Annotated in this window: 21 protein-coding genes; 8 read left to right on the top strand and 13 right to left on the bottom strand. The window is 57.3% G+C overall.

From position 1 onward, the window contains the following. Positions 1–53: 53 nt before the first annotated feature. Positions 54–593 carry a helix-turn-helix domain-containing protein gene (locus tag WFN87_RS09910; protein ID WP_336982709.1) on the bottom strand — a complete coding sequence of 180 codons (540 nt, stop codon included), beginning with the start codon at positions 591–593 and terminating at the stop codon, positions 54–56. A 94-nt stretch (positions 594–687) separates the two neighbouring features. Between WFN87_RS09910 and WFN87_RS09905 the strand changes: the two genes are divergently transcribed. Beyond that, positions 688–1,854 (top strand): benzoate/H(+) symporter BenE family transporter, encoded by a 1,167-nt coding sequence (locus WFN87_RS09905; protein WP_336982708.1) that lies wholly within the window; start codon positions 688–690, stop codon positions 1,852–1,854. Here WFN87_RS09905 and WFN87_RS09900 read toward each other — a convergent pair. Next, entirely contained in the window at positions 1,834–2,706 is an 873-nt protein-coding gene (locus WFN87_RS09900) for a helix-turn-helix domain-containing protein (protein ID WP_166994219.1), read from the bottom strand. The two genes, WFN87_RS09905 and WFN87_RS09900, sit on opposite strands and share 21 nt — an antisense overlap. 172 nt (positions 2,707–2,878) lie before the next feature. Between WFN87_RS09900 and WFN87_RS09895 the strand changes: the two genes are divergently transcribed. Continuing rightward, entirely contained in the window at positions 2,879–3,778 is a 900-nt protein-coding gene (locus tag WFN87_RS09895) for a DMT family transporter (RefSeq protein ID WP_336982707.1), read from the top strand. A gap of 49 nt (positions 3,779–3,827) precedes the next feature. On the opposite strand, the gene WFN87_RS09890 is transcribed toward WFN87_RS09895, so the two are convergent. After that, positions 3,828–4,496, bottom strand: a complete 669-nt coding sequence (locus tag WFN87_RS09890; RefSeq protein WP_336982705.1) for a DUF3313 domain-containing protein — start codon at positions 4,494–4,496, stop codon at positions 3,828–3,830. Between the two features lie 88 nt (positions 4,497–4,584). Beyond that, positions 4,585–5,700, bottom strand: coding sequence for an SIS domain-containing protein (locus WFN87_RS09885; RefSeq protein ID WP_166994216.1), 1,116 nt, complete (start codon positions 5,698–5,700; stop codon positions 4,585–4,587). A gap of 249 nt (positions 5,701–5,949) precedes the next feature. On the opposite strand from WFN87_RS09885, the gene WFN87_RS09880 reads away from it, so the two are divergent. From WFN87_RS09880 to celB, 3 genes are all read left to right on the top strand, one after another. Next, a complete protein-coding gene (locus WFN87_RS09880; RefSeq protein WP_008460736.1) occupies positions 5,950–6,255 on the top strand; it encodes a PTS sugar transporter subunit IIB in 306 nt (101 codons plus the stop codon). Positions 6,256–6,271: 16 nt separating this feature from the next. Further along, positions 6,272–7,573, top strand: coding sequence for a 6-phospho-beta-glucosidase (locus tag WFN87_RS09875; protein WP_336982703.1), 1,302 nt, complete (start codon positions 6,272–6,274; stop codon positions 7,571–7,573). Positions 7,574–7,664: 91 nt separating this feature from the next. Next, positions 7,665–9,032, top strand: coding sequence for a PTS cellobiose transporter subunit IIC (gene celB, locus WFN87_RS09870; protein ID WP_008460739.1), 1,368 nt, complete (start codon positions 7,665–7,667; stop codon positions 9,030–9,032). A 658-nt stretch (positions 9,033–9,690) separates the two neighbouring features. Here celB and WFN87_RS09865 read toward each other — a convergent pair. Beyond that, a complete protein-coding gene (locus WFN87_RS09865) occupies positions 9,691–11,286 on the bottom strand; it encodes an ABC transporter substrate-binding protein (protein ID WP_172741887.1) in 1,596 nt (531 codons plus the stop codon). A gap of 119 nt (positions 11,287–11,405) precedes the next feature. On the opposite strand from WFN87_RS09865, the gene pepT reads away from it, so the two are divergent. Further along, positions 11,406–12,635 carry a peptidase T gene (gene pepT, locus WFN87_RS09860; protein WP_336982700.1) on the top strand — a complete coding sequence of 410 codons (1,230 nt, stop codon included), beginning with the start codon at positions 11,406–11,408 and terminating at the stop codon, positions 12,633–12,635. A gap of 173 nt (positions 12,636–12,808) precedes the next feature. On the opposite strand, the gene tehB is transcribed toward pepT, so the two are convergent. Then, positions 12,809–13,402, bottom strand: a complete 594-nt coding sequence (gene tehB, locus WFN87_RS09855; RefSeq protein WP_336982698.1) for a tellurite resistance methyltransferase TehB — start codon at positions 13,400–13,402, stop codon at positions 12,809–12,811. Then, positions 13,399–14,391: a dicarboxylate transporter/tellurite-resistance protein TehA gene (gene tehA, locus WFN87_RS09850; protein ID WP_336982696.1), complete on the bottom strand. Its 993-nt coding sequence runs from the start codon at positions 14,389–14,391 to the stop codon at positions 13,399–13,401. The genes tehB and tehA overlap by 4 nt, the downstream gene beginning before the upstream one ends. A 113-nt stretch (positions 14,392–14,504) precedes the next feature. Here tehA and ydcK point away from each other — a divergent pair, with 113 nt between their 5' ends. Further along, positions 14,505–15,431, top strand: a complete 927-nt coding sequence (gene ydcK, locus WFN87_RS09845; RefSeq protein ID WP_336982695.1) for a YdcK family protein — start codon at positions 14,505–14,507, stop codon at positions 15,429–15,431. Here the strand turns inward: ydcK and rimL are convergent. The 4 genes from rimL to WFN87_RS09825 form a co-directional block, all read right to left on the bottom strand. Continuing rightward, complete coding sequence (rimL, locus tag WFN87_RS09840) at positions 15,428–15,982, bottom strand: 50S ribosomal protein L7/L12-serine acetyltransferase (protein WP_336982693.1); 555 nt, start codon at positions 15,980–15,982, stop codon at positions 15,428–15,430. The two genes, ydcK and rimL, sit on opposite strands and share 4 nt — an antisense overlap. A gap of 194 nt (positions 15,983–16,176) precedes the next feature. Further along, complete coding sequence (locus tag WFN87_RS09835; protein ID WP_336982692.1) at positions 16,177–17,832, bottom strand: glucan biosynthesis protein D; 1,656 nt, start codon at positions 17,830–17,832, stop codon at positions 16,177–16,179. Positions 17,833–18,086: 254 nt separating this feature from the next. Next, positions 18,087–18,863 (bottom strand): transporter substrate-binding domain-containing protein, encoded by a 777-nt coding sequence (locus tag WFN87_RS09830; protein ID WP_166994236.1) that lies wholly within the window; start codon positions 18,861–18,863, stop codon positions 18,087–18,089. A gap of 12 nt (positions 18,864–18,875) precedes the next feature. Beyond that, entirely contained in the window at positions 18,876–20,045 is a 1,170-nt protein-coding gene (locus WFN87_RS09825) for a pyridoxal phosphate-dependent aminotransferase (protein WP_336982690.1), read from the bottom strand. A gap of 118 nt (positions 20,046–20,163) precedes the next feature. Between WFN87_RS09825 and WFN87_RS09820 the strand changes: the two genes are divergently transcribed. Then, positions 20,164–21,018, top strand: a complete 855-nt coding sequence (locus WFN87_RS09820) for a LysR family transcriptional regulator (RefSeq protein ID WP_336982688.1) — start codon at positions 20,164–20,166, stop codon at positions 21,016–21,018. Here WFN87_RS09820 and WFN87_RS09815 read toward each other — a convergent pair. Continuing rightward, entirely contained in the window at positions 21,005–22,507 is a 1,503-nt protein-coding gene (locus WFN87_RS09815; RefSeq protein WP_166994196.1) for a carboxylesterase family protein, read from the bottom strand. The two genes, WFN87_RS09820 and WFN87_RS09815, sit on opposite strands and share 14 nt — an antisense overlap. Before the next feature lie 41 nt (positions 22,508–22,548). Further along, positions 22,549–23,892 (bottom strand): 2-oxoadipate dioxygenase/decarboxylase HglS, encoded by a 1,344-nt coding sequence (hglS, locus tag WFN87_RS09810; RefSeq protein WP_008456371.1) that lies wholly within the window; start codon positions 23,890–23,892, stop codon positions 22,549–22,551. Positions 23,893–23,935: the final 43 nt, after the last annotated feature.

Here is a 23,935-nt window from a genome sequence, read left to right as displayed (position 1 = left end):
TAATGGCGAAAGGCGGCTATTGTAGTCACTTCCCCCGCGCAAAAACAGAGGGATTATGCCGTCGTCACCGGATAGTGAATCAGCGAGTGAAAATGCGTCTCATCGGCACCTGAATTACGGTACGCGTGAGGGCTATCGCCGTAGAATTTTAAGCCATCTCCGGCCTGCAACGTCTGCCATTCTCCGTCAACATTCATATCCAACACGCCGCTTATCACCACCACATGCTCGATAACGCCGCTGTCGTGCGCCGACGACTCGCTGAGCGCGCCGGGGGCGAGGCGAATAGAAAAGTGGTCAAAACGCAGGTGCGGATCGTAAGGAAAAATCGGCACCACCACCATTTCCCGGTGCTGCGGGTCAAAGACCGGGCGAACGGGCGCGGAACCGACTTCGAGGAAAACCGAAAACGGCACGTTAAAGCCGGTGGCAATCTTCCATAATGTGGCGACGGTCGGGCTGGATTCGTTGCGCTCGATCTGCCCGAGCATCGCTTTCGACACGCCGGTTTGTTCCGCCGCGAAGGTCAGGCTCCAGCCTCTGGCCTGACGCAGGCCTTTCAGGGTGTTTGCCAGATGTTGCGCTATATCCATTCTCTCCTCCCGTTAAGGGCGCAGTATAGCGCCTTGTGCGCTATAACGCACGATGCTATATTCCCCGGACGTTATAACGCACAGCGAGCCAACCATGCGCCTTTCTCTGCCCCCGTTTCCCACCGTTCTGGCCGGTTTTGTTGCCGTCCTGGTCGGCTATGCCAGCTCCGCCGCCATTATCTGGCAGGCGGCAGATGCCGCAGGTGCCAGCCCACACCAAATCGCTGGCTGGCTGACAATGCTGGGCCTGGCGATGGGCATCAGCACGCTGGGGTTAACGCTATGGTATCGCGCGCCAATACTCACAGCCTGGTCCACGCCGGGCGCGGCGCTGCTGGCCACCAGCCTGCCGGGCTACAGCCTGAACGAGGCGGTGGGCATTTTTATTTTCGCCTCTGGGCTGATCCTGATCTGCGGCCTCACCGGGCTGTTCGCCAGGCTGATGCGCCTGATCCCGCCTACGCTCTCCGCCGCCATGCTGGCCGGGGTTTTACTGCGGTTTGGCCTCGACACCTTCACATCGTTACAGGGTCACTTCTTACTGTGCATCAGTATGCTGGCCGGCTGGCTGTTGGCGAAGGTGTTTGCCCCGCGCTATGCCGTGGTTGTCGCCATGCTGGTTGGTCTGCTGATTTGCTTTATCAGCGGCGAGCTTCACGCCGGGAGCGTCCCGGTTTCTGTCGTGGTGCCGGAATTCATCGCCCCCTCATTTAGCCTCGCCAGCCTGCTGGGCATCGGCGTACCCTTCTTCCTGGTGACCATGGCCTCGCAAAACGCCCCCGGCGTCGCCACGCTGGCGGCCTCCGGCTACAAAGTCCCGGTTTCACCGCTGATTGTCGTAACGGCGTTAATAGCCCTGCTGCTGGCACCATTCGGGGTATTTTCGGTTTGCATCGCCGCCATCACCGCCGCCATTTGCCAGAGCGCTGAAGCCCATCCCGACAAAGACAAACGCTGGCTTGCCGCCGCTGCTGCTGGGGTATTTTACTTATTGGCCGGCCTGTTTGGCGGGGCGATCTCGACGCTGCTGACGGCCCTGCCGCTCGCCTGGGTCCATACCCTTGCCGGGCTGGCTCTGCTGGGCACCATTGCCGGAAGCCTGCATCAGGCGCTGAACCACGAGCGCGACAGAGACGCCGCCGTCGTGACGTTTCTGGTGACCGCCTCAGGCGTCAATCTGCTGGGCGTCAGCTCTGCATTTTGGGGGGTGATCGCCGGGGGGATTTGCTACACCGCGCTTTCAAGGCTGAAGCGCGCGTAGCTGCGAGGGCGTTGCGCCAAAGACGCTTTTAAAGCGGGTGCTGAAGTGGCTGGGCGAACTAAACCCGCAGGCCATTGCGATCTCCGTCAACGTCAGTTTTCCCTGACGAACCAGTATTTCCGCCTTTGCCATTCTGCGCTGCATCACGTACTGATGTGGCGCCAGGCCGGTGGACTGTTTAAACATACGTGCAAAGTGGTATTCGCTGAGATCCGCCAGCCGGGCAAGTTCACCCAGGGTCAGCGCTTCACTCAGGTTCTGCTCGATATACGCCTGGGCATTGCGCAGTACCGCCGGCGCCAGCCCGCCGCGCACCGTCGGCAGTTTCCACTGCACGCTGCTGTAATGCTGCACGAGATGCGTCAACAGCAGCGTAGAGGCGGTGCTTAGCGTCAGGTGATTAGCCCGCTGCTGCCAGTCGCTGCTCAGCAGAAAGTGACGATAAAGCTGGGTTATGCGCGGGTCGTCGGCAAAGGTTTTTTCATCAAGGTTGATGGCCGCCGGGCTGCGGTCCCAAATCTGCGCGGCAATCTCTTTCAAATGCTCGTCGGTGCAGTACAGGTGCACAAACGAGAAGTCATCCCGCACGTCCCAGGTTGACTCACTGTCTTCCGGCATAATGCAGAAGCGATCCGGGCCGCCGCCGTTGCGCCAGCCTGAGCTCGTTTTTTGATACGTTTCGTACCCTTCGGTCACGTACAGGCTCAGCGTGTGGTGATCGCAGCGCTGGGTAATGCAGTCATTTCCGTTGGACCAGGCGGCCAGCTGAATCCCTGAGCCAAGCTGAACGCTGCCGTTCAGGCGGGCTTTGTGCTGCTGCAGGTTTTCAAAGGCGTGGTATGGCGCGGTCATAGCGGGAGTCGGCTTCTGGAACATAATGGCTAGTGTAAGGACTGCGCGCCGCCGTCGCCACTGCCGCCGTGAAAAAAAACCGCAAGAATATGCAAGTCGCTGGCCCGGATGAAAGTCGCAGAGCGGAAAAAAAAGGAGACTCGTCATCTGGTTTTGACTGACGAGAACAACAATGAACGCTTTGCTTTATATTCTGGTGGTGGTGATTTGGGGAACGACCTGGATTGCCATTTATATGCAACAGGGGGTCGTTTCAGTTCCCGTGTCTATTTTCTGGCGCTTTGCCGTGGCGGCCGTGGTGATGCTTGTTGTGCTGCTCGCGCTGGGCCGCCTGAAGCGTATCGGGCTCAAAGACCACCTGTTTTGCGTCCTGCAGGGCACGTGCGTGTTCGGCTTCAACTTCTTCTGCTTCTACCACGCGGCGGCCTATATCAGCTCCGGTCTGGAGTCGGTGATCTTCTCAATGGCGGTGCTGTTCAACGCCTTCAACAATTTTCTGTTCTTCCGCAAGAAACCGTCTCCCCGCGTATTGCCCGCCGCCGCGCTGGGCATTGCCGGCATCGTGGCCCTGTTCTGGCACGATCTTGCAGCCACTCAACTGGCGCCTTCGCTGCTGATCGGCATCGGCCTTAGCGCGCTCGGCACCTTTGGTTTTTCGCTGGGGAATATGATCAGTGCCCGCCATCAAGGCCGGGGCCTGGAAACGCTGTCCACCAATACCTATGCGATGTTTTACGGCACGGCAATTATGGGCGTCGTGGCGCTGGCGAGCGGCGAATCGTTTATGCCGGATTTCACCGTGCGCTACCTTGGCTCGCTGCTTTATCTGGCGATTTTTGGTTCGGTGATAGCCTTTGGCGCCTATTTCACCCTGGTAGGCCGCATCGGGGCGAGCCAGGCCGCCTACAGTACGCTGCTCTTCCCGCTGGTGGCGCTGACGCTGTCGACGCTTTACGAAGGGTACGTCTGGCACGCGAACGCCGTGCTTGGGCTGGTGATGATCCTGCTGGGTAACCTGGTGATGTTTGCTAAGCCGGAACAGTGGCTGCCGTGGCGGAGAAAGCTGGCGTAATAAAAAACCGCAGCTTGTTCAGGGCTGCGGTTTTTGTTTGCAAAAAAGGTTATTTATTCGGCACGTCAAACATCGTGGCATCGGTGGCCAAATCATCCACAACCTGTTTCAGGGTATCGACGGTGACTTTGGCATTTTCGTTGCTGAGCGTTTTCCCTTCGCCCTTACGGACCACGCGTAAAACGGGCTTATTGGTTGCCGCATCAATCAGTTCGCCTTCGAAATAGAGATCGGTATTCATGGTGCGGTGCCCGGTGGCCATTTGCGTGCCTGCGACAACCATCGCAATCGGGATCACCTCATAGAACTGCAGCCCTTCTTTGCTGCTGTCCACGCCGGTGATCGCGCCCCGGAAAATAAGGCTGTGCGGGCCTGGCGTCGTGACCAGCGGTTTCCGCTGCGCCGCCGCGGCTTTTAATTTGGTGTTGGTGTACGTCAGCAGACCATCCAGCGTGTTCTGGCCTATTTGGGTCGTGGGCCTTGGCGTCGGGTAGTAGATCACCGGATTGTAGACCAGGCTGTCGTAGTTGCCGGGTTTGAAGTTCGGGTCAACCCAGCGCATAACGGTTTTACCGGTAGCTGATTTTGTCTCCTGAAGACCGGAGTAATCTTTTAGAAACCCAGAGTATTTTTCTGGCGCGGTGGTTTTTGAAGCACACCCCGCCAGCGCTAATAAACCTGCCAGACAAGCCACTTTAAAATACGTTTTGCTCCGCATCGTTTGATCCTGTTTGTGGGTATAAGCCTTTCAGGTATAGCAAAAAACGACACTTTGTGTGGGGGTTAAGCGGCCTTGACGTCAAAACTCAGATCGCGCGCTCATCGCCGGGGGCGGCAAGCCCATCGCAAAGCAGGTCAACAATCAATAATGCGCCGTAATGCCCTTCCCCGGGAGGCAGCCAGACGTCACCGGCCTGCCCCGCGCTGGCGGGATCTTTCGTCACCATAACGATGGCTGCGCCCTGCCGCCTGGCCTGCTGCACGGCCGCTAACAAGGTGCTGTCCGGCGTCGAGCTGGCAAAGACGATCATCGCCTGCTCGCGATTCAGCATTGAGGCGGTGAAGCTCATCAGGGCAGGATCATAACAGACGCTGGCGGGCTGGCCCTGCGTCAGCAGGCGGTACTGCAAAAGGCTGGCAAAAGGCGTGTCTGCCGCGCCTGCGCTGAAAATATGAATCGCTTTCGCTTGCTTCAGCAGCAAAACGGCGCGCGAAACATTAGCTTCCGGAAGCGTTTCCAGTTGCTGAGTTAGCGCCTGCTGGATGCCGCTCAACCGCTGTTGCCAGGAAGCCGGTAGCTCGCTACCCGGTATGGCGGTGCTGGCCTGCGCCAGCTTCATGCGTAGATCACGAATATCGTCGCAGCCTGCGGCTCTGGCAAAGCGCGTGATAGTGGCCGGACTGACGCCCGCCGCCTGGGCAAGCTGGTCGATTGTCGCCGACGACGCAAAGCCCGGATCGTGCAAAATAGCCTGCGCAACTCTGGCTTCCTGCTGGCTGAACTCCGCCAGCCGCTGGCGGATCCGGCTGATAATGTCGCCCTCAGCATCCCGCCCTATGGAATGAGAAAAGCGCTCCAGCACGTCTTTCGCCACGCCGCCCCGGTTGGCCAGAAACTGCAGCGTGTCATTATCCACCCAGGCGGCATCCCCCAGCAGTTGAGACGGCGCTGCCAGCAAATCCTGTACCCGGCTGTCGTGCTGCTGGTGGCGAACCTGGCCGAGGAAATCATTCATATCGCTGCAGCCGATGGTACGCGCGAACTGCTGGAGCGTAGCCTGACTGACACCCGCGCGCGCCGCCAGCTGCTCCATGGTGGCATCCGGTAGCTGGAAGAAATTCTCCAGAAAAAAGCGGGCCAGCCGCGTTTCCTGGGGAGAAGAGTCGGCTAACCCATGGACCAGGTGATAAACAATATCCATCGCTGAAAGGTTCCTTGTGTCTGCGTCACAGGCGGATAAATCATCATAATGCGTTGAAATTATTTTTCAATTAACTTTGCCGCGATGCCTTGCCGCCGTTTCACCCTCCTCCGTAAAAGTCTTGTTATTCCTTTAACATTCGGGAAACCAATAATCCAACGCAGATCACGGTCATGAAAATAATTTTCATACATGCTGAATAAACGCGCTGTTGTTTGAAACGCGTTTTCAATTTGAAGGATAAAGGTAATGAAAAAGATCATGTTGTGTTGTGCCGCAGGGATGTCCACCAGCATGCTGGTGCAAAAAATGCGTGCCGAGGCCACAAAACGCGCCCTGGACATTCAAATTGACGCGGTGTCTGTGGCCGAAATTGAAAGTCACCTGCAGAGCGCCGACGTGGTGCTGCTCGGCCCTCAGGTGCAGTTCGAACTGGCCCGCCTTTCCGAGCTTTCGGCTCCTCTCGGCAAACCCGTGGCGGTGATCGACATGATGGATTACGGCACCATGCGCGGCGACCGCGTGCTGGATAAAGCCATAACTCTGATGGCCTGATAACCGGGAGAAACCAATGAAAATTACCGTTGTGGGCGGGGGCAGCAGCTACACCCCGGAACTGATTGAAGGCCTGATTCTGCGCCATGCCGCCCTGCCGATGACGGAGCTGGCGCTGGTGGATGTAAAAGCGGGCCGCCAGAAGGTTGAAATCATCGCCGCGCTGGCTCGCCGCATGTTCGACAGCAAAGGTTTGGAACAGGTCAAAGTGACGGTGCATTACGAACCAGACGCTGCGATTGTGGGTTCCAGCTTTGTGCTGACCCAGCTTCGCGTGGGGCAACTGCCCGCTCGCGCCGCCGACGAACGCCTGGGCCTCAGCCACGAATTGCTAGGCCAGGAGACCACCGGTGTCGGTGGTTTTGCAAAAGCACTGCGTACTATTCCGGTGATGTTGGACATTGCTAAACGCGTGGAGCGCCTGGCCCCGAATGCGTGGATTATTAATTTCACCAACCCGGCGGGGATCGTCACCGAGGCAGTTTCCCGCTACAGCGCCGCCAACATTGTTGGCCTGTGCAACGTGCCGGTGACCATGCACCACACCATCGCTGACATGCTCCAACTGCCTTACGACAAAGTCACGCTGCGCTTCGCCGGGCTCAACCACATGGTGTGGGTGCACGAGGTGATTGCCAATGGGCGGGACGCGACCGCCGAGGTGATTGAGATGTTGTGCGATGGCGAGCAGTTGTCGATGAACAACATCAAAGCGATTCCGTGGCCGCCAGCCCTGCTGCGAGCCCTGAAAGCGATCCCTTGCCCGTACCACCGCTATTTCTGGCAAACCCGCACCATGCTCAAAGACGAGCTGGCGGATGCGGCGAACGGGAAAGGCACCCGCGCCGAACAGGTAATGAAAGTCGAGGCCGAGCTGTTTGAGCTGTACGCCAACCCACAGCTCGACAAAAAGCCGGAGCAGTTGAGCCAGCGCGGCGGCTCGTTTTATTCCGAAGTGGCCCTGGAGCTTATCGACGCCCTGCACAATAACCTCGGCAAGCAGATGGTGGTGAATACCGCCAACAACGGCGCTATTCAGGGGCTGCCGGACGACGCGGTGATTGAAACCAACTGCGTGATCGACGCGCTGGGAGCCCATCCGCTGGCCTTCGGCAAACTTCCTCCCCTGATGAATGGCCTGACCCAGCAGGTGAAAGACTTTGAACGACTGACGATTGAAGCGGCGGTCCACGGCGATAAGCAGCAGGCGCTCCTGGCCCTGATAGCGAATCCGCTGGTGGCTGACGTGAATATCGCTCAGGCGTTGCTCGATGAAGTGCTTGCAAGCAACAAGGCGTGGCTGCCGCAGTTTAATTAGCGCCGCTTACCGGTGGGCGATGCTTTACGCCCACCCCACAACAGAAATCAATAACAATAATGCCCGGCCATGCGCCGGGACAGGGGTAACCGTGTCCGCAAAGAAATCGTTTCTTGAAAAATATGTGCTGCCCGTGGCGCTGAAAATCGCCGGGCAAAAGCACGTGCTTTCCGTCCGCGACGGGATCATCCTGAACATGCCGTTCATGCTGATTGGCTCGTTCTTCCTGATTTTCGCCTATCTGCCGGTGCCGGGTTACCCCCAGCTAATGACCGATCTGTTTGGTGCCACGTGGCAGACCAAGCTGCTTTATCCGGTCAAAGCGACCTATGACATCATGGCGATTATTTCGAGTTTCGGGATCGCCTATCGTCTGGCCGAAAAATACCGCACCATCGACCCGCTCACCGCCGGGGCGGTGTCGCTGGTAGCCTTTATCATGACCATCCCGCAGAACATTATGTTCACTCCGCCGTCCGGGGGGCCCGCTGAGTTTGTGAAGGGCGTGCTGCCCATGGGGCAAATTGGTAGCCAGGGGCTGTTTGTCGCCATTCTGATCGCCCTGCTTTCTACCGAAATTTACCGGTTTATCAGCAACCGTAATCTGGTGATCCGCATGCCGGAGGGCGTGCCGCCTGCGGTAGCAAAATCGTTCCTCGCGCTGGTGCCGGGTTTTTGCGTGTTGGCCGTGGTGCTGGCACTTCGCCTGCTGGTGGAAGCCACGCCGTTTGGTGACATCAACACCATGATCACCGATCTGGTCGGCATTCCGATGAGCCACATTGGCGGCTCGTTACCGGGAATGATCGTGTCGGTGATCCTGATTGGTATTCTGTGGACACTCGGCCTGCACGGCGACACCATCGTGCTGGTGTTTATCCGCCCGGTCTGGCTGACCAATATGTCCGAGAACCTGGCGGCATTCCAGAACGGCCTGCCTATCCCGCACATCATTACCCAGCAGTTCTATGACCTGTGGATCGCCCCTGGCGGCACCGGGGCGCTGTTAGGTCTGGTGATCTTTATGCTGATCCGCAGCCGCAGTGTGCAAATGAAGCAGCTGGGTAAAATTGCCGCGCCGGGCAGCCTGTTTAACATCAGCGAACCGATGGTGTTTGGCATTCCGCTGGTGATGAACCCGTACCTGGTGGTGCCGTTTATTTTGACCCCGGTGGTGCTGGTGATTGTCTCCTACACGGCGATGGCAACAGGTCTGGTAGCGCCGCCTGCGGGGATTGCGCTGCCGTTCACCACGCCGATTATCGTCAGCGGTTATTTAGCGACAGGCGGCCATGTTTCCGGCTCGATTCTGCAGATTGTGAACCTGGCTATCTCGCTGGTGATGTATTACCCGTTCTTCCGGGTCTGGGATAACCTGAAATTCCGCGAGGAGCAACAGGCGAATCAGGCGACGGCAACTGCGCCAGTGGAGGCGGTGAGCGAGCGTAGTACGGTGTAGCGGTTGATTGGTGTTCAGGATGTTCCGTTCACCTCAAGTACAGCTTCGACCTCAGCCACCGCACCAGTGAACGTCTTAGGGGAGCCACCGTCACTCCCCTAAGAACCCGGACTCCCGGCCAAATAAATCGACCGCTGAAGCGGCAAACCTCCGTTTTATCTCCCAGTCCTGGGTCGGCTGAGATGCGTTCCCGACGCTCTCAGCCTCCGGCCGTTCCCGACGGCCGGACCCTGGCCAGTCGGAGAGAAAACGGAGGCGATTTAAGCCGGAACCGTGCCTCGCTTTATACCCGCAGCCACACGGAACGTTAACGTTGCTGAAAGTTCCACAGCCACGCCCTTGTTCCCGGCTCTCAGCGCCCCCGGCTATGACCCAACTCAGGCGGGGTTGAGCTGTCGGGAACAGCGAAAGAGAGCGATCGTCGGGAACGAATCGCGAACGACCCCGAATGTTTGGGTGATAGCCGCTGGGTTTACCGCTTCAGCGGCGATGAGCTCGCCGGGCGCCGGGGGTTGTCAGGGGGCATGGCGTAATGCCCCCTGACACGTTCACTGTCTCTGAACTTGCATGGACAATAGATCAATATGTGAACGGAAAATATCCAAACTTACAAAGAATGTATTCTCAGATCGCCTGCTCTCTCCCTGCGCCAGTTCAGTTACTTCTTCACATCCACCTGATAAAAGATATGCTTCCCGAACGGATCAATTTCATACCCGGTCACCTCTTTACGCACCGGCTCGAAAATCGTGGAGTGGGCAATCATCACCGCAGGCATCTGGTCGTGCATCATTTGCTGCGCTTCTTTGTAGAGCTCAACTCGCTTATCGTGGTTCCCCTCGGCACGGGCTTCGAGAATCAGTTTATCAAACGGCTGATAGCACCATTTGGATGAGTTAGACCCACCGTTGGCCGACGTGCAGGTAAACAGCGGCCCGAAGAAGTTGTCCGGGTCGCCGGTGGCCGTCGTCCAGCCCATCAGCGCCGCCTGGTGCTCACCGCCCTTCACTCGCTTGAGGTATTCGCCCCATTCGTAGGTGACAATTTTCGCCGTCACGCCAACTTTCGCCCAGTCGGCCTGAATCATCTCTGCCATACGTTTAGCGTTCGGGTTATACGGACGCTGAACCGGCATTGCCCACAGGTCAATGCTCATGCCGTTGGCAAACCCGGCTTCTTTGAGCAGCGCCTTTGCTTTTTCAGGATCGTAATCGTAATCCTTGAGCTTATCGTCCGCGCTCCACACGCCCGGCGGCAGTAGGTTTTTTGCCTCGATGCCCGTGCCGTGGAACACCGCTTCGATAATGGCCGGTTTGTTAATCGCCATTGCCAGCGCCTGGCGCACTTTCACGTTATCGAGCGGCGGTTTCTGGGTGTTAAATGCCAGAAAACCAGTATTCAGACCCGCTTTTTGCATCAGCGTGATGTCTTTGTTTTCCTTCATGCGCGGCAAATCCGCCGGGTTCGGGAACGGCATAACCTGGCATTCATTTTTCTCAAGTTTGGCGTAGCGGATCGACGCATCCGGCGTGATCGAGAACACTAAACGGTCGATTTTTGATTTGCCCTGCCAGTAATCAGGGAAAGCGGTATAGAGAATGCGGGAATCTTTCTGGTACTGCTTCAGCTCAAACGGCCCGGTGCCGATGGGGTCGGAATCGACGCGTTCCGGCGTGCCGGCCTTCATCATGACATCGGCGTATTCGGCAGAGAGAATCGAGGCAAAATACCAGCCTAAATCCGCGACAAACGGCGCTTCCGGGTGCGCCAGCGTGAAGCGCACGGTGTTGTCATCCACTTTATCAATCGCTGTGATCAGCTTGCCAAACTCCAGGCTTTCAAAGTTGGAGTAATTGCCGTTGGAAACGTTGTGGTACGGATGCTTAGGATCTTTCTGGCGCATAAACGAGAAAATGACATCGTCCGCGTTGAAGTCTCTGGTGGGCTTAAAGTATTTGTTGCTCTGAAACTTAACGCCTTTACGCAGATGGAAGGTATAGACTTTGCCGTCCTCGCTGACGTCCCAGCTCTCCGCCAGGCTGGGCTGCAGTTCGGTGGTGCCAACTTTAAAATCCACCAGTCGGTTATAAACCGGCACCGCGCTGGCATCCACGCTGGTGCCCGAGGTGTAAAGCTGCGGGTTGAAGTTTTCCGGTGAGCCTTCGGAGCAATAAACCAGCGTGCTGGCCGCCACGCTGGTACTGATGGAGAGCGCCGCTACGGCAAGTGCAAGCGTTGTAATCTTTGTTTTCATCGCTGTCTTCCTGTGGTGTTTGTCCTGACCCTGAATGAATAAAGCTTGTGCAAAGCGCCTTAATAAATAACATTAAATTTACATTGCCAACAAACAACATCGAACAATAAGGAAACACTATGTCTTCGTCGCTCAGCGAGCAGCTCACCCGGCGCTTCTTTCGTTATCTGGCGGTGACCAGCCAAAGCGATCCGCGCGTCAGCAGCTTGCCCAGTACCCCAGGACAACACGAAATGGCCCGCCTGCTCGCGGAAGAACTGCGCACTCTGGGCCTTGAAAATATTGTGATTGATGAGCACGCCACGGTAACCGCCGTGAAGAAAGGCAACGTCGCTGGCGCACCGCGTGTGGGGTTTATTACGCACATTGATACCGTTGACGTTGGCCTTTCCCCGGACATTCATCCGCAGATCCTGCGCTTCACCGGCGAAGATTTATGCCTGAACGCCAAAGAGAACATCTGGCTGCGCACGGCGGAGCACCCGGAAATCAACGCCTATCCTGGCGAAGAGATTATCTTCAGCGACGGCACCAGCGTGCTGGGCGCGGACAACAAAGCCGCCGTCACGGTGGTGATGACGCTGCTGGAAAACCTGACGCCAGAGCACCGGCACGGTGACATCGTGGTGGCCTTCGTCCCGGATGAAGAAATTGGCCTGTGTGGCGCCAAAGCGCTGGATTTGGCACGTTTTGACGTGGACTTCGCGTGGACCATTGACTGCTGCGAGCTGGGCGAAGTGGTGTATGAAAACTTCAACGCCGCCCACGCGGAGCTGAAATTCACCGGCGTGACCAGCCATCCGATGTCCTCCAAAGGCGTACTGGTTAACCCGCTGCTGATGGCGATGGACTACATTAGCCATTTTGACCGCCAACAAACGCCTGAACACACCGAAGGGCGCGAAGGCTATGTCTGGTTTAACGGGATGCAGGCTTCACAAAGCGAAGCGCTGCTGAAGGCCAATATTCGCGACTTCGATTTGGCCAACTTTGAACGCCGCAAACAGCAAATTGGCGAAGTGGCGCAGAAGATTGCCGCGCTGTACCCGACCGCACGCGTGGAGTTCAGCCTCAGCGATACCTACAGCAACATCAGTAACGCCATTACCGATGACCGCCGGGCCATTGATTTGATTTTTGCCGCTCTGGATGAGCTGGGGATTGAGCCGAAGGTGATCCCCATGCGCGGCGGCACGGATGGCGCGGCGCTGTCGGCTAAAGGCTTGCTGACGCCGAACTTCTTTACCGGCGCGCACAATTTCCATTCTCGCTTTGAGTTTTTACCGCTGCGGGCGTTTGAGGCCTCTTACAATGTGGCGCTAAAGCTTTGCCTGCTGGCGGCGAAGTAGTTTGCCCCTCACCCTAATCCTCTCCCCTAAGGGAGAGGGTATCAGGACAGAAATCCCACTTAGCTTCACTCCCGCGATTTGCGGTGAAAGAAACAGCACAATTTTCTTGTATAGCTCTGATTTACCGCTCTCCCTTTCAGGGAGAGCGCCGGGGTGAGGGTTAATTTTTACATTTAGTTCTTACGCGCCAGCATCGTGGCAAAACGCAGCTTGATGCGGTTGCCGTGCTCATCGGTTTTGTGCAACTGCCCCACATCTTCGTTGTATTTAATCAGTTCCCAACCTTCATAGTAGTTCCGCAGTTCACCCTCTTTAAAGGCAAACGGGAAACCGACCGTGCACGGAAAATCCTCGGTATCCATGGCCGCCACAATCAGGTTGTAGCCGCCGGGTTTGGTGCAGCGCTGCATATTGGCGATAAGTCCTGGGATCGTGCTGCGCTCGAGGAACATCATCACCACGGCGGAGAGAATAAAATCGTACTCGCCGTCAAAGCTCAGTTGGTTCAGGTCAACCTCAGCGGTGGCAATATCTTTCAGCCCTTCCGTCTCGATAATCTGATTCAGCCTGGCAATGCTCATCGGGTTTTTATCCCAGGCGGTAACATCGAACCCTTTCTGGTTCAGGTACAGGCTGTTGCGCCCGCCGCCGCAGCCAAGATCCAGCGTTTTACCGGGGGCAACGTACTTCACGGCGTTCAGCACGTCAGAATGTGTGGCAGTTAAGCCGTATTTTTCGCTGTAGTAGCTTTCAGACTTCTCGGTCATGACAGATCCTTATTTTCAGGCCGCGCGGTGCGCAGAATCAATTTCCCCTGCATCAGCAGGATAAAAGTGCGCGCCAGCAGCAGGCCGATAATCACATTAGTAAAAATAAACAGCGGCACGGCAATGACGTGAAACAGCCCGTCCCCGCTGCCCGCGCTCAGATGGAGCGCCGTGGTTGCCAGCGCAGAAATACCGAATGAGAAACTCCAGAAGGAGGCATTGAACGGCTGCGCCAGGTACCAGGGCATTAAGCGCAGCATGAAGAGCAATTGCAGCAGACCGTAACCAAACAGCATTTTGGCAAAGAAATCCGTCACGCCGCCGTTCACGGCAAGGTAAGCGCTACAGGCCACCAGCGCAGGGGCAAGCTGAATGCCAAGCGAGGTGCGTACCTGCGTGGGCAGTTCTCCGGCGCTGCGCATACGGTGCAAAATCGCCGGTTCCAGGCTGAGCCAGGAAAAAACACCGGCCCCAAGGAACAAGATCCCAAGGTCGTGATAACCCAACGCGCCGCAGGCCATCGCGCTGATAAAATTATTGGCGACGGTGGGCAAATACAGCCCCGGCGTCGTGGCATCCTGCGGGTGCGTGCCCCGCCATAATCCGGCGGACTGCCAGGCGGCATAACAAAGCTGCACCACGGCGCCAAAGCCAAACATCACTGCGGCGAGCGGGCGCAGATAAGGTGCCACGCCGATGGCCACCAGCATGGTCGTCGCCGGGAACAGGCTAACGAAGCTGCTCATTAAAGGGTGATGAATTTCTGCCAGCACGCTGTGCGGGTAGCGCGCCAGCCGCGTCAGGAACGCTAACGCCAGCAGCAGCCAGATGCCGGCGGCAAGCGCCACAAGAGCCTCACCAACAACCGACGGCACCGGCCAAATCGTGGCGGCATAGCGCCAGGCAAACCCCATGCCGATGGTGCCCAGCACCATGCCAAAGTAGCCTGCGGGGAGATTGATAAAGCTACCGGGGATTGGTTTATTCATTTTGTTTATTTTTTAAAATGTATTTTAAATGCATTTTATGCGATTACGCCGCCAAACGCTACGCCGGTGAATTACCTGCTACGTTTATCAGCAGTGCACAGCGAGAAATCACCATGAAAAAATACCGGATCACCGATGTTTCGAGGCTTCATGATTATCAGCATGATGGCGAACAGCGGCAAGTTCGACTCTGGCAAATTGAAGCGCTTTGCGCTTTTGGCAACGTCGTGGCCGGGCAAGGCGGCGGCTGGATTGAGGAAGAAGCGAACCTGAGCCACGAGGGAACCTGCTGGCTTGAGCCTGATGCCCTGATCTGGAACGGTGCGACGGTTGAAGATGACGCAAAAATCCTCGGCGAGTCTGAAATTTGCCATCACGCAAAAGTGGGCGGCAAGGTGCTGGTCGAGGATTCCCGCATCAGCGGCGAATGTTTTATCTCGGGCTCTGCCCGCGTGTTGCAGCAGAGCCAGGTGATTGCCGTGCTGGGGCTGACCGAAGATACAGAAATGCGGCTGCAAATCTACGGGAACGCCACGGTGCTGGCCTCACGCATCGTCCATCAGGCACAAATCTATGGTCACGCGCGCGTGAACAACGCCTTTGTCGAACACCGCTCAGCCATTTTTGATAACGCCGTTATTGAAGGCAATGCAGAGAACAATGTCTGGGTTTGTGATTGCGCGCAGGTGTCCGGTAACGCACGTATTATTGCCGGCAGCGGCGACAGCCAGATCCCGACCATCCGCTACTCATCTAAAGTCTACGGCAACGCCCTTATTGAAGGGGATTGCGTGCTCAGGCACCGCGTCCAGGTTTACGGTAATGCGGCGCTTATCGGCGGCCCGGTTCTGCTGGACAACAATGTACAGGTGTATGGCGAGGCGAAAGTGATGGGTAACGTGCTCATCGAAAACAACGTGCAGATTTATGATGAGGCGGCGGTGGAAGGCTTTGGCGGCGAACTGATTCATCTTCGCGGCATGAAGGATATTAACGGCGCACAGCGAATTACCCGCACGCCGTTTTACGGCATTTTTTAATCAGCAATGCGCCCGTAAATATTCTGATCGTGGAACTCGTCGTTCAGAAACTCGGCTTGCCTCAGGCAACCTTCAAGGGCAAAGCCGTTGCGTTGGGCCACCCGGTTGCTGGCCTGGTTAGTGACGATGCATTTGATGACAAACCGGCGCACCGTCCCTTCCACCGCGTACTTGCCGATCGCGGCCTCAATCACGGCGGAAATGATCCCTTTGCCCTGCCGATCCTCGCTTAGCCAGTAGCCGATGTAGGCCGTTTTGTCGGTCGGGACTATCTGGTTAAAGGAAAAGACGCCCGCCAGCTCGCCGCGATAGAGGATCATAAACATCTTCGCGTAGCCTTTATGGTGGAGAACATAGTTCCCCTGCAGCGTTTTGCGGGTGTCGTCCTCGGAAACAACATACTGCGGCCAGTTCATCGCCTTTTGCAGCCAGCTTTTATTGCGCTGCACCAGGGCAAAAACGTCCTTCACGAACCGCTCGTTCACCGAATGCAGTTCGATATCATCATTAACCGCAATCACTTCATCCTGCCAGGCCTGCTGTTGTTCCACTCGTGACTCCTGCTTTTGTTAGAAGGTGACAGTTATCTTATGTCACTTTTTTGTGGCAACGCACGAGATTTAAAACACCGCCAAAAGTGAACATATAGAAATTCATTATGAAAGAGTATTTATGCAATAAGAGGACGAGGTGGTGAAACGGGCATAAAAAAGCCCCGCGGCTTTTACGCGGCGGGGCTGGATGATTAACGCATTTCGCGGTCGTCAACGTATTTACGTTTATCCGGCGGTGGTGGGAAATACTGGTACAGCCAGGTTTCACTGATCGCTTTGCCCTGGCAACGCAGGAACATGCGCATCTCGACAGCGTCAGTGGCGTCGTTGGTCGGATACCAGTCAAACAGAATGCGGTAACCGTCAAACGGTTCGACGTAGAGGATCTCAATCTGCTTCGCTTCGCCGTTGGAGAGCGTAATCACCGGCTCAATCCCCTTCGGCGCGGCGGCTTTCAAATCGCCCCCGATAAAGTCGATAGCAAAGCGGCGGGACCATTTTTCCGGGAAGTGTTCACCCGGCGCCCAGCCTTCCGGGAAGCTGCCCATCCCGGTGCGGGTGGCGTAAACGCGGGCCAGATCCGTCGTCACCGGCGGCAAACCGCTCCAGTAGAGGCGATATTTGAACTCGAATTCGTCCCCGGCTTTGACCGGTTTTTCCGGCTGCCAGAAGCAGACAATATTGTCGAGCGTTTCGCCGGTGGTCGGGATTTCCATCAGGCCAACGGTGCCTTTGCCCCACTTGTTACGCGGCTCTACCCACAGGCTTGGACGCTTGTTGTACCAGCCCATGATGTCCTGGTAGCTGGCAAAGTCGTGATCCAGCTGCAGCAGGCCAAAGCCTTTCGGGTTCTCGTCCATAAAGGCGTTGAACTGAAGTTTCTGCGGGTTATTCAGCGGGCGGCAAATCCACTCGCCGTTACCGCGCCACATGGCCAGGCGGTCGGAGTCATGAATTTGCGGGTGAATGGTGTCGCAGGTCCGGCGTTCGTTGGTGCCGCAGGCAAACATGCTGGTCATCGGCGCGATACCCAGCTGCTTGACGTCTTTCCGGGCATAAAGGTGATTGTCCACCTCCATCACCACGCGCTCGGCTTCACAGCTGATAATAAATTTGTACGCGCCGGTCACGCTTGGGCTGTCGAGTAAGGCATAGACCACAAAAGTCGTGTCGGTGGCTTTCGGCGTTTCAAACCAGAACGAGGTGAAGTCCGGGAACTCTTCCGGCGTGTCGGTGAAGGTGTCCACCGCGAGGCCACGGGCGGACAGCCCATACTGGTACGTGCTGTCTACGGCACGGAAATAGCTCGCGCCGAGGAAGGAGACGACGTCACGGCGCGCCAGCTCCGGTGCCTTGAAGACTTTCAGGCCGGCAAAGCCGAGATCCGTCTGGCCTTCGAGCTGCCTGGTGTCTACGCCAGCATTGTTGTAGTTAAACAATTCCGGGCGGAAGTGGATTTCGCGCGCCTGATGGGTGGCGGAATCCAGCGAGAACATTCTGACGCGGCGGCGGAACCCCATGCCGACGTGGAAGAACTGCACGTCAAGCTGGCGGTTTTCGATGTTGTTCCACAGCGAATGATCGGCGTCGTACTGAATGGCGTTATAAGCCTGAGGCGTCAGGTTAGCCAGCGTGTTGGGCAGCGCGCGCGGTGCCCCGCCCCATGGTTTTTTCGACAGGTCGTGCGCCATGCCCTGAAGCACCGCAAAATCGAAGGCAGTGGAGTGCCCGTCAGCGATGCCTGATTCGGCAGCAAAGGCGCTTCGGGAGAATAGCGTGGCAAGGGTTGGCGTGCCGCAGGCAGCGGCGAGAGCCATAGAGGCCTGGATAAAACGTCTGCGATTCATGCCTGAGAAATCGTCCTTATGTGTCGATGTGTTTTGTTCCTCCCGACGGGAAGAACAGCGGCAAGAGACTGCTACCTGTACGACCGCACACTCTAGACAAAATTCACAGTGAATCCAATGGGCGGAGAAGGCGTTTGGGGGAGGAACGAAAGTTTTTTTTCAGGAAACCAGATATCACCGAAAAATTCGCCATTGCCTGGCGAAAAAAACGCTAAAGGCCCGTCAGCCTGTGTGCCGACGAGCCCTGGTCAACGTTACTTCACGCTGACGTCGATGCCGGGGAAGAACTTCTGCGCGAGCTTAGTCACGGTGCCGTCGGCTTTCACCTTATCGATGGCCGCATCCAGCTCTTTTTTCGTGACAGCGTCACCTTTACGCAGACCAAAACCAATCCCGCTGCCGAGAATGGTGTCGTCGCTCACCGGCTTGCCGATAAAGCCAAAGCCCTTGCCCTGCGGCGTGCTGAGGAAGCCCGCCTGACCTGCCGCGGACATCACCAGAGAGGCATCAATACGGCCGTTCAGCAAGTCAGCCCAGGCCATGTTCTGGTCTTTGTAAGACACAACGTTCACGCCCTGCTTTTCCCAGTGCTCTTTGGCATAGGTTTCCTGAATGGAGCCCTGGAGCACGCCGATGGTTTTGCCTTTCAGCCCTTCCGCCGTGGCTTCAAGGCCGCTGCCTTCTTTGCCCACCAGCTGAGACGGAATACGGTAGATTGGCTGGGTAAAGTCGATGCTTTTACGACGCTGCTCGGTGATGTTCATTGCCGAGTTGATGGCGTCAAACTTCTTCGCCACCAGCCCCGGGATCAGCGAATCAAACGACGTTTCAACCCAGGTACATTTCAGGCTGGCCGCCTGGCAAATGGCTTTCCCCAGCTCGACGTCAAACCCTTCCAGCTCGCCCGCGCTGTTGCGGCTTTCAAACGGGGGATACTCCGCTTCGAGGCCATAGCGCAGCTCGCCGGCGGCCAGCGCAGAAAACGAAGAACACAGCCCGAGCAGCAAACTTAACGCATACATTTTTTTCATCATGACCCCTTATCAGCGTGGCTTAACCCGGCACAGCGCTTCAGCGCCCGCCCGAAGTGTGGCTTCATCTTTGGCAAATGAGAGCCGGATAATTTTATTGTCAGTACCGTCGGTATAAAACGCGGAGAGCGGAATGGTCGCCACGCCGTAATCAGTGATTAACCGCTTCACCATCTCGCTGTCGGACTCATCGCTGAAGTGCCCGAAGCGGGCCAGCAGGAAGAATGACCCACCGCTCGGCAGCAGTTCAAACGGCGAATCAGCCAGCAAAGACTGCATTAAATCACGCTTGCGCTGATAAAATGCCGCCAGTGAAAGATAAGTTTGCGGATCGCTCATATAGTCGGCGAACGCATACTGCATCGGCGTGTCGGCGGAGAACATCAGGAACTGATGCACCTTGCAGATCTCATCCATCAGCGCCGCCGGGGCCAGGCAATACCCGACCCGCCAGCCCGTGACGTGGAAGGTTTTACCGAACGACGACACAATCACGCTGCGCTCGGCAAGCTGCGGGTGCGTCGCCATGCCGTGGTGCTTTTTGCCGTCAAAGACGATGTGTTCATACACTTCATCGGACAGGAGCACAATGTCGGTGTCGCGGGTTACCGCCGCCAGCATTTCCAGATCATGGGCGCTAAATACCTGCCCGCTTGGGTTATGCGGCGTGTTCACGATGATCATCCGCGTGCGTGGCGTAATCGCCGCCCGCACTTCGTCCCAGTCAACGGTAAAATCAGGCAGGCTCAGCTTGAGCGCCACCGGTTTGGCGCCCTGCAGGCGGACAATCGGCGCGTAGCTGTCGAAAGAAGGCTCAAAGTAGATAACTTCATCGCCGGGATGTACCAGACCGCCGATCGCAGAATAAAGCCCTTCGCTGGCGCTGGCGGTGACCAGCACCTCCTCTGCGGGGTCATACACGGCCCCGTAAAGGCTCGCCACTTTGTCGGCAATCAGCTGTTTCAGGGACGCCAGACCGGTCATCGGGGCGTACTGGTTATGCCCTTCCTGCATGGCTTTGGTGACGCCAGCGATCAGTTTCGGGTCGCAGGGGAAGTTGGGTGCCCCCTGAGAAAGATTTATCGCCTTGTGCTGCGCGGAAAGCTGGCCGATCACCGTAAAAATCGTGGTTCCGACGTCCGGCAATTTTGAACGTTGTTGTACCGGGGTTTGTATGGCCATAGCGGCTCCTGAACGTGATGCGATTTGCATAACTATTCAATATCGCCGCCATTGCCACGACAATCGAATTGTTGTCATAATAGCCATGCAAAAAATGCATAGCTCAGCGGAGAGCATCATGACCCGGCGTAATTTTCCCCTAAATACTCTCGATGCTTTTCTGGTCACGGCCAGGCACCTGAACCTCACCCGGGCGGCAAAAGAGCTTTGCCTGACCCAGGGCGCCGTCAGCCGTAAAATTGCGGCGCTGGAGCAGTGGCTGGGGTTCGCGCTTTTTGAGCGCCATGCACGCGGATTACGCCTCACGCCACAGGGCAGCGCCCTGCTGCCCGATCTCCAGAACGCCTTCAACACGCTGCTGGACGTGGCCGACCGGGCCTGCCATAAGCCTGAGATTATTCGTCTTAAGGCCCCCACCTGCGCCATGCGCTGGCTGGTGCCGAAGCTGATTCAGCTTGAGCAGCGTATGCCGGAGATCCTGGTTGCGTTAACCACGACCGTGGAGCACGGCGTCAATTTCAAAAACGAACCGTTTGATGCCGCCATTGTGTTTGGTCAACAGGCCAAAAGCGGCGCGCTGCTGTTTGAAGAGCGTCTGACGCCGGTTATCAGTCAGGCGTTGCTTCCGCCGGAGACGAGCAACTGGGAGCGGCTGACCTTTTTGCACCCGACTCGCGATCGTACCGACTGGTCATTATGGCTTGGAAAGAACCCTTCACCGCCTTGGCTGGCGATGCAGAAAAATCAGCATTTCGACACCATGGATCTGGCGATCAGCGCCGCTATTCAGGGGTTTGGGATAGCCATCGCAGACGAAACGCTGGTGGCCGAAGATCTTCGTACCGGGCGGTTAGTGCGGCCTTTTACCGGGAGCGTAAAAACCGGGGCCAGTTACAGGCTGGCGGTGAAGCCCGGCAGCGAAGGCGCCGCCGGGCTGGAGGCCTTTTGCAATGCGTTGCTCAGTCCAGGCTGACGTGGTGTTTCATCACTCGCTTAAATAACTGCATTCTCAGCCGCATAAAGCGATTCTCGACCTTAAACTGCGCCCGCAGATGAACGCCCAGCCGCAGCGTGCGGTCCCGCCCTTTGGTGCTGGCAGGCCAGCTCAACGGCCCTGGTAACGCTTTGCTGTGCGCCCTGGCGCTGCGGGCGAAGCTGACCCAATAATCGCCAATCTGAGCGGCAAACTGCAGGTCGCGTTCAGTCACGTATTCACTGGCAGGCGGAGAAAGCTGCAGCGTGTTAAAGACATAAGCCACTTCGTTGCCGTGCCAGGTGCCGTTGGCGTAGGTTTCACGCTCGGCCTCCGCCACGTAGTCAAAATAATACCGCCAGCAGGGCTGGCCTGCGCGCTGTTGCGCCTGCATCACCACAAACCCCAGCGTGGTAAAGGCCATGTCCCGGCACACCTGACGGCCCAGCTCAGCGTCACCCTTAACGCCGGGATACAGCAATTTGATAAGCCCCAGACCGAGACGCTTTTCCCGGCGCAGAAGCGCAACCTGCCCGGCGGGATCTATCCCGAAGTAGCTCAGCACGCTCGCCTCATCGCTGTTGCTGCCCACCATCAGCGGCATCCGGTGCTGTCGTGCGGCAAAAAACGTGTCCAGCATGGGTTCAGGCAAAACAATATCGCCGCTGATGGGCGTCGGCCCGATGTTTAGCGGGGCTTCCAGCGCCCATAATTCACTGGCGGGAAGGGAACGCAGCGCTTCAGCGTTCGCATTCTTCAGCCCAAAATGTTCTGCCACCGCCACGCCGCGCTTCAACGCTTTACGGCGATCGACATCCGGCAGCGTGTAGGCGCTTTGTATAATCCCCTTGTGGAACAGGCCGCTGGCTAAAGGCGATGCCAGCAGAGAAAGCACGCTGCGGGCGCCTGCTGACTCGCCAAACAGCGTGACGTTGCTGGCGTCTCCGCCAAAAGCAGCGATGTTGGCCTGCACCCACTTCAGCGCGGCAATCTGATCGAGCAAGGCAAAGTTGTGGATCGGCCCAGCCGGATTTTCTTCATCCAATGCGGGATGAGCAAAAAAGCCCAGATGCCCAAGCCGGTAGTTCACCGTCACTAACACCACGCCCCGCGAGGCCAGCGCGGCGCCATCATACGGAGGTAAAGAACCGGCTCCAATAGTGTAGCCGCCCCCGTGCAGCCAGACCATCACCGGCAAGGGTTTGCCCGTCCGCCGGGCGGGAGTCCAGATATTGAGGTAAAGGCAGTCTTCTGAAAACTGGCCCGGATCGCCGCCGCCGACGGCTTTGCAGTATTCCAGGCTTTGCCAACAGGCCGGAGCGAAGGTATCGGCGATGCGAATACCTTGCCAGTTTTCTGGCGGCTGAGGCGCTCGCCAGCGCAGGTTTCCAGTGGGAGGCATGGCAAAGGGAATACCGCGATACACCGCAATATCCCCCTGAAGGACGCCGCTCAGTTGACCCTGAGCAACGTTAACAACGTGTTCCATCTGCTGTTCCTTGTAGCTGACATCCCAGCAGGGTAACGCGTTTACAGTAAACCGCAACGGCGTTTGCTGCGATCCTCCGCCTGTTGATAAAGGCTGAATTCATCGGCCACCGCCGCACCCAGCGCCATTTCGAACTCGCTGCGGCTGGAGTGCCCGTGCTGCCGCTGGCCACCGTCGCTGCCTAAATTTGACTGGAAGATGCCCGCGGCGCTAACCGGCAGGAAATCTTCATAGATGATAGGCTGGGCGATGAGCCAGCCGCGCTCAATCAACAACTGCGGATCGTCGCCTGGTTTGATGGACTGGCGATGCATGTCGCCCACCGGCGTCAGGCGGTAGCGAAAATAGGCCAGCCCCTGGCGACGAAGCAGCGCATCGCTGTCCGGGAAGCGGCTGAACACCTCCTGCAAATGCTGCTGATGGCTTAGGTTGTCCGTGCCGTTTCCCGCTTCGAGCAATAATTCATCATACAGCGCGCGGCCTTTAGGCGTCAGCGCCACGCCGCGCTGCTCAATCTCACCAAATCGGGCGGTGTGCGTGCCGTGGTGCTCACCGGCAAACAAAATAGGCTCTTCCAGCGCTTTAAAACTGGTCTGACGCAGCAAAATGGGGCGTTCACGGCGAGGTGGGCCTTCAATAATGGCTTTGGGCGAGATGCCCCGCTCCGGCATCATCGCCTGAACGCGGTCGATATCCAGCGTGCGCGGCGTGAGATGGTTAATGTGGCAGCCACGGAAGCAAACCACATCGGCGATCAGGCGATGTTCGTCGTGCAGGGCGCGGTAAGTGTCGGCGTCAACCGTGGCATGCTGATGCCAGCGGAAGGTTTCCAGAGCTTCGGCCACAAAGGTGTTCGCCTCTGCCTCGCTGAATCCGCCCTGCCTGTCGTGGAGATCGAGCATTTCGCGGCAGCGGGGAGTGAAAATGTCGCGTTTATCGAGGATTGCGGCAGCGCGAGCCCTTAGCGTCGGGTTGTCGATAAGCTCCAGACGCAATAAAGAGGTAAACACGCGGAAGGGATTTCGTGCCAGCGCCTGGTCGTCGATCGGGCGGAAAGCGGTGGAATGTACCGGTACCCCGGCCTGGGAAAGATCGTAGTAACCCACCGGATGCATGCCCATCACCGCGAAAATTCGCTTCAGCACCGCCAGCTCTTCGGCCTTACCTACGCGAATCGCGCCGTGGCGCTCTACGTTTAACCTTGCCAGCTCGTCAGCATTTTCGAGCTGCTGGTGCAGCTCAGGATCGTGTTCCAGCACGGCCAGGTTTACATCCGCCACCAGTTCTAACAGCGTGCCGTACTGCGGAACTTCTTGCTGGTACATCGCCGACATAGCTTGCGAAAATTTGTCCCGAATCTCATCGGCCGTGAGGGTGTTCGCCATGATGTCATGCCTCCAGTGGATAGTGCTGAAAGCGTAGAACCTG

Origin of the sequence: Cedecea sp. AS113, from assembly GCF_037152415.1 — a bacterium.
Taxonomy (GTDB): Bacteria; Pseudomonadota; Gammaproteobacteria; order Enterobacterales; family Enterobacteriaceae; genus Cedecea.
The sequence above is the reverse complement of the archived record's forward strand: the minus strand, read 5'-3'. Positions and strand labels throughout refer to the sequence as shown.

Coding starts and splice junctions, on each gene's coding strand:
- WFN87_RS09910 (WP_336982709.1), bottom strand. CDS start 593: ATGGATATAGCGCAACATCTGGCAAACACCCTGAAAGGCCTGCGTCAG.
- WFN87_RS09905 (WP_336982708.1), top strand. CDS start 688: ATGCGCCTTTCTCTGCCCCCGTTTCCCACCGTTCTGGCCGGTTTTGTT.
- WFN87_RS09900 (WP_166994219.1), bottom strand. CDS start 2,706: ATGACCGCGCCATACCACGCCTTTGAAAACCTGCAGCAGCACAAAGCC.
- WFN87_RS09895 (WP_336982707.1), top strand. CDS start 2,879: ATGAACGCTTTGCTTTATATTCTGGTGGTGGTGATTTGGGGAACGACC.
- WFN87_RS09890 (WP_336982705.1), bottom strand. CDS start 4,496: ATGCGGAGCAAAACGTATTTTAAAGTGGCTTGTCTGGCAGGTTTATTA.
- WFN87_RS09885 (WP_166994216.1), bottom strand. CDS start 5,700: ATGGATATTGTTTATCACCTGGTCCATGGGTTAGCCGACTCTTCTCCC.
- WFN87_RS09880 (WP_008460736.1), top strand. CDS start 5,950: ATGAAAAAGATCATGTTGTGTTGTGCCGCAGGGATGTCCACCAGCATG.
- WFN87_RS09875 (WP_336982703.1), top strand. CDS start 6,272: ATGAAAATTACCGTTGTGGGCGGGGGCAGCAGCTACACCCCGGAACTG.
- WFN87_RS09865 (WP_172741887.1), bottom strand. CDS start 11,286: ATGAAAACAAAGATTACAACGCTTGCACTTGCCGTAGCGGCGCTCTCC.
- pepT (WP_336982700.1), top strand. CDS start 11,406: ATGTCTTCGTCGCTCAGCGAGCAGCTCACCCGGCGCTTCTTTCGTTAT.
- tehB (WP_336982698.1), bottom strand. CDS start 13,402: ATGACCGAGAAGTCTGAAAGCTACTACAGCGAAAAATACGGCTTAACT.
- tehA (WP_336982696.1), bottom strand. CDS start 14,391: ATGAATAAACCAATCCCCGGTAGCTTTATCAATCTCCCCGCAGGCTAC.
- ydcK (WP_336982695.1), top strand. CDS start 14,505: ATGAAAAAATACCGGATCACCGATGTTTCGAGGCTTCATGATTATCAG.
- WFN87_RS09835 (WP_336982692.1), bottom strand. CDS start 17,832: ATGAATCGCAGACGTTTTATCCAGGCCTCTATGGCTCTCGCCGCTGCC.
- WFN87_RS09830 (WP_166994236.1), bottom strand. CDS start 18,863: ATGAAAAAAATGTATGCGTTAAGTTTGCTGCTCGGGCTGTGTTCTTCG.
- WFN87_RS09825 (WP_336982690.1), bottom strand. CDS start 20,045: ATGGCCATACAAACCCCGGTACAACAACGTTCAAAATTGCCGGACGTC.
- WFN87_RS09820 (WP_336982688.1), top strand. CDS start 20,164: ATGACCCGGCGTAATTTTCCCCTAAATACTCTCGATGCTTTTCTGGTC.
- WFN87_RS09815 (WP_166994196.1), bottom strand. CDS start 22,507: ATGGAACACGTTGTTAACGTTGCTCAGGGTCAACTGAGCGGCGTCCTT.
- hglS (WP_008456371.1), bottom strand. CDS start 23,892: ATGGCGAACACCCTCACGGCCGATGAGATTCGGGACAAATTTTCGCAA.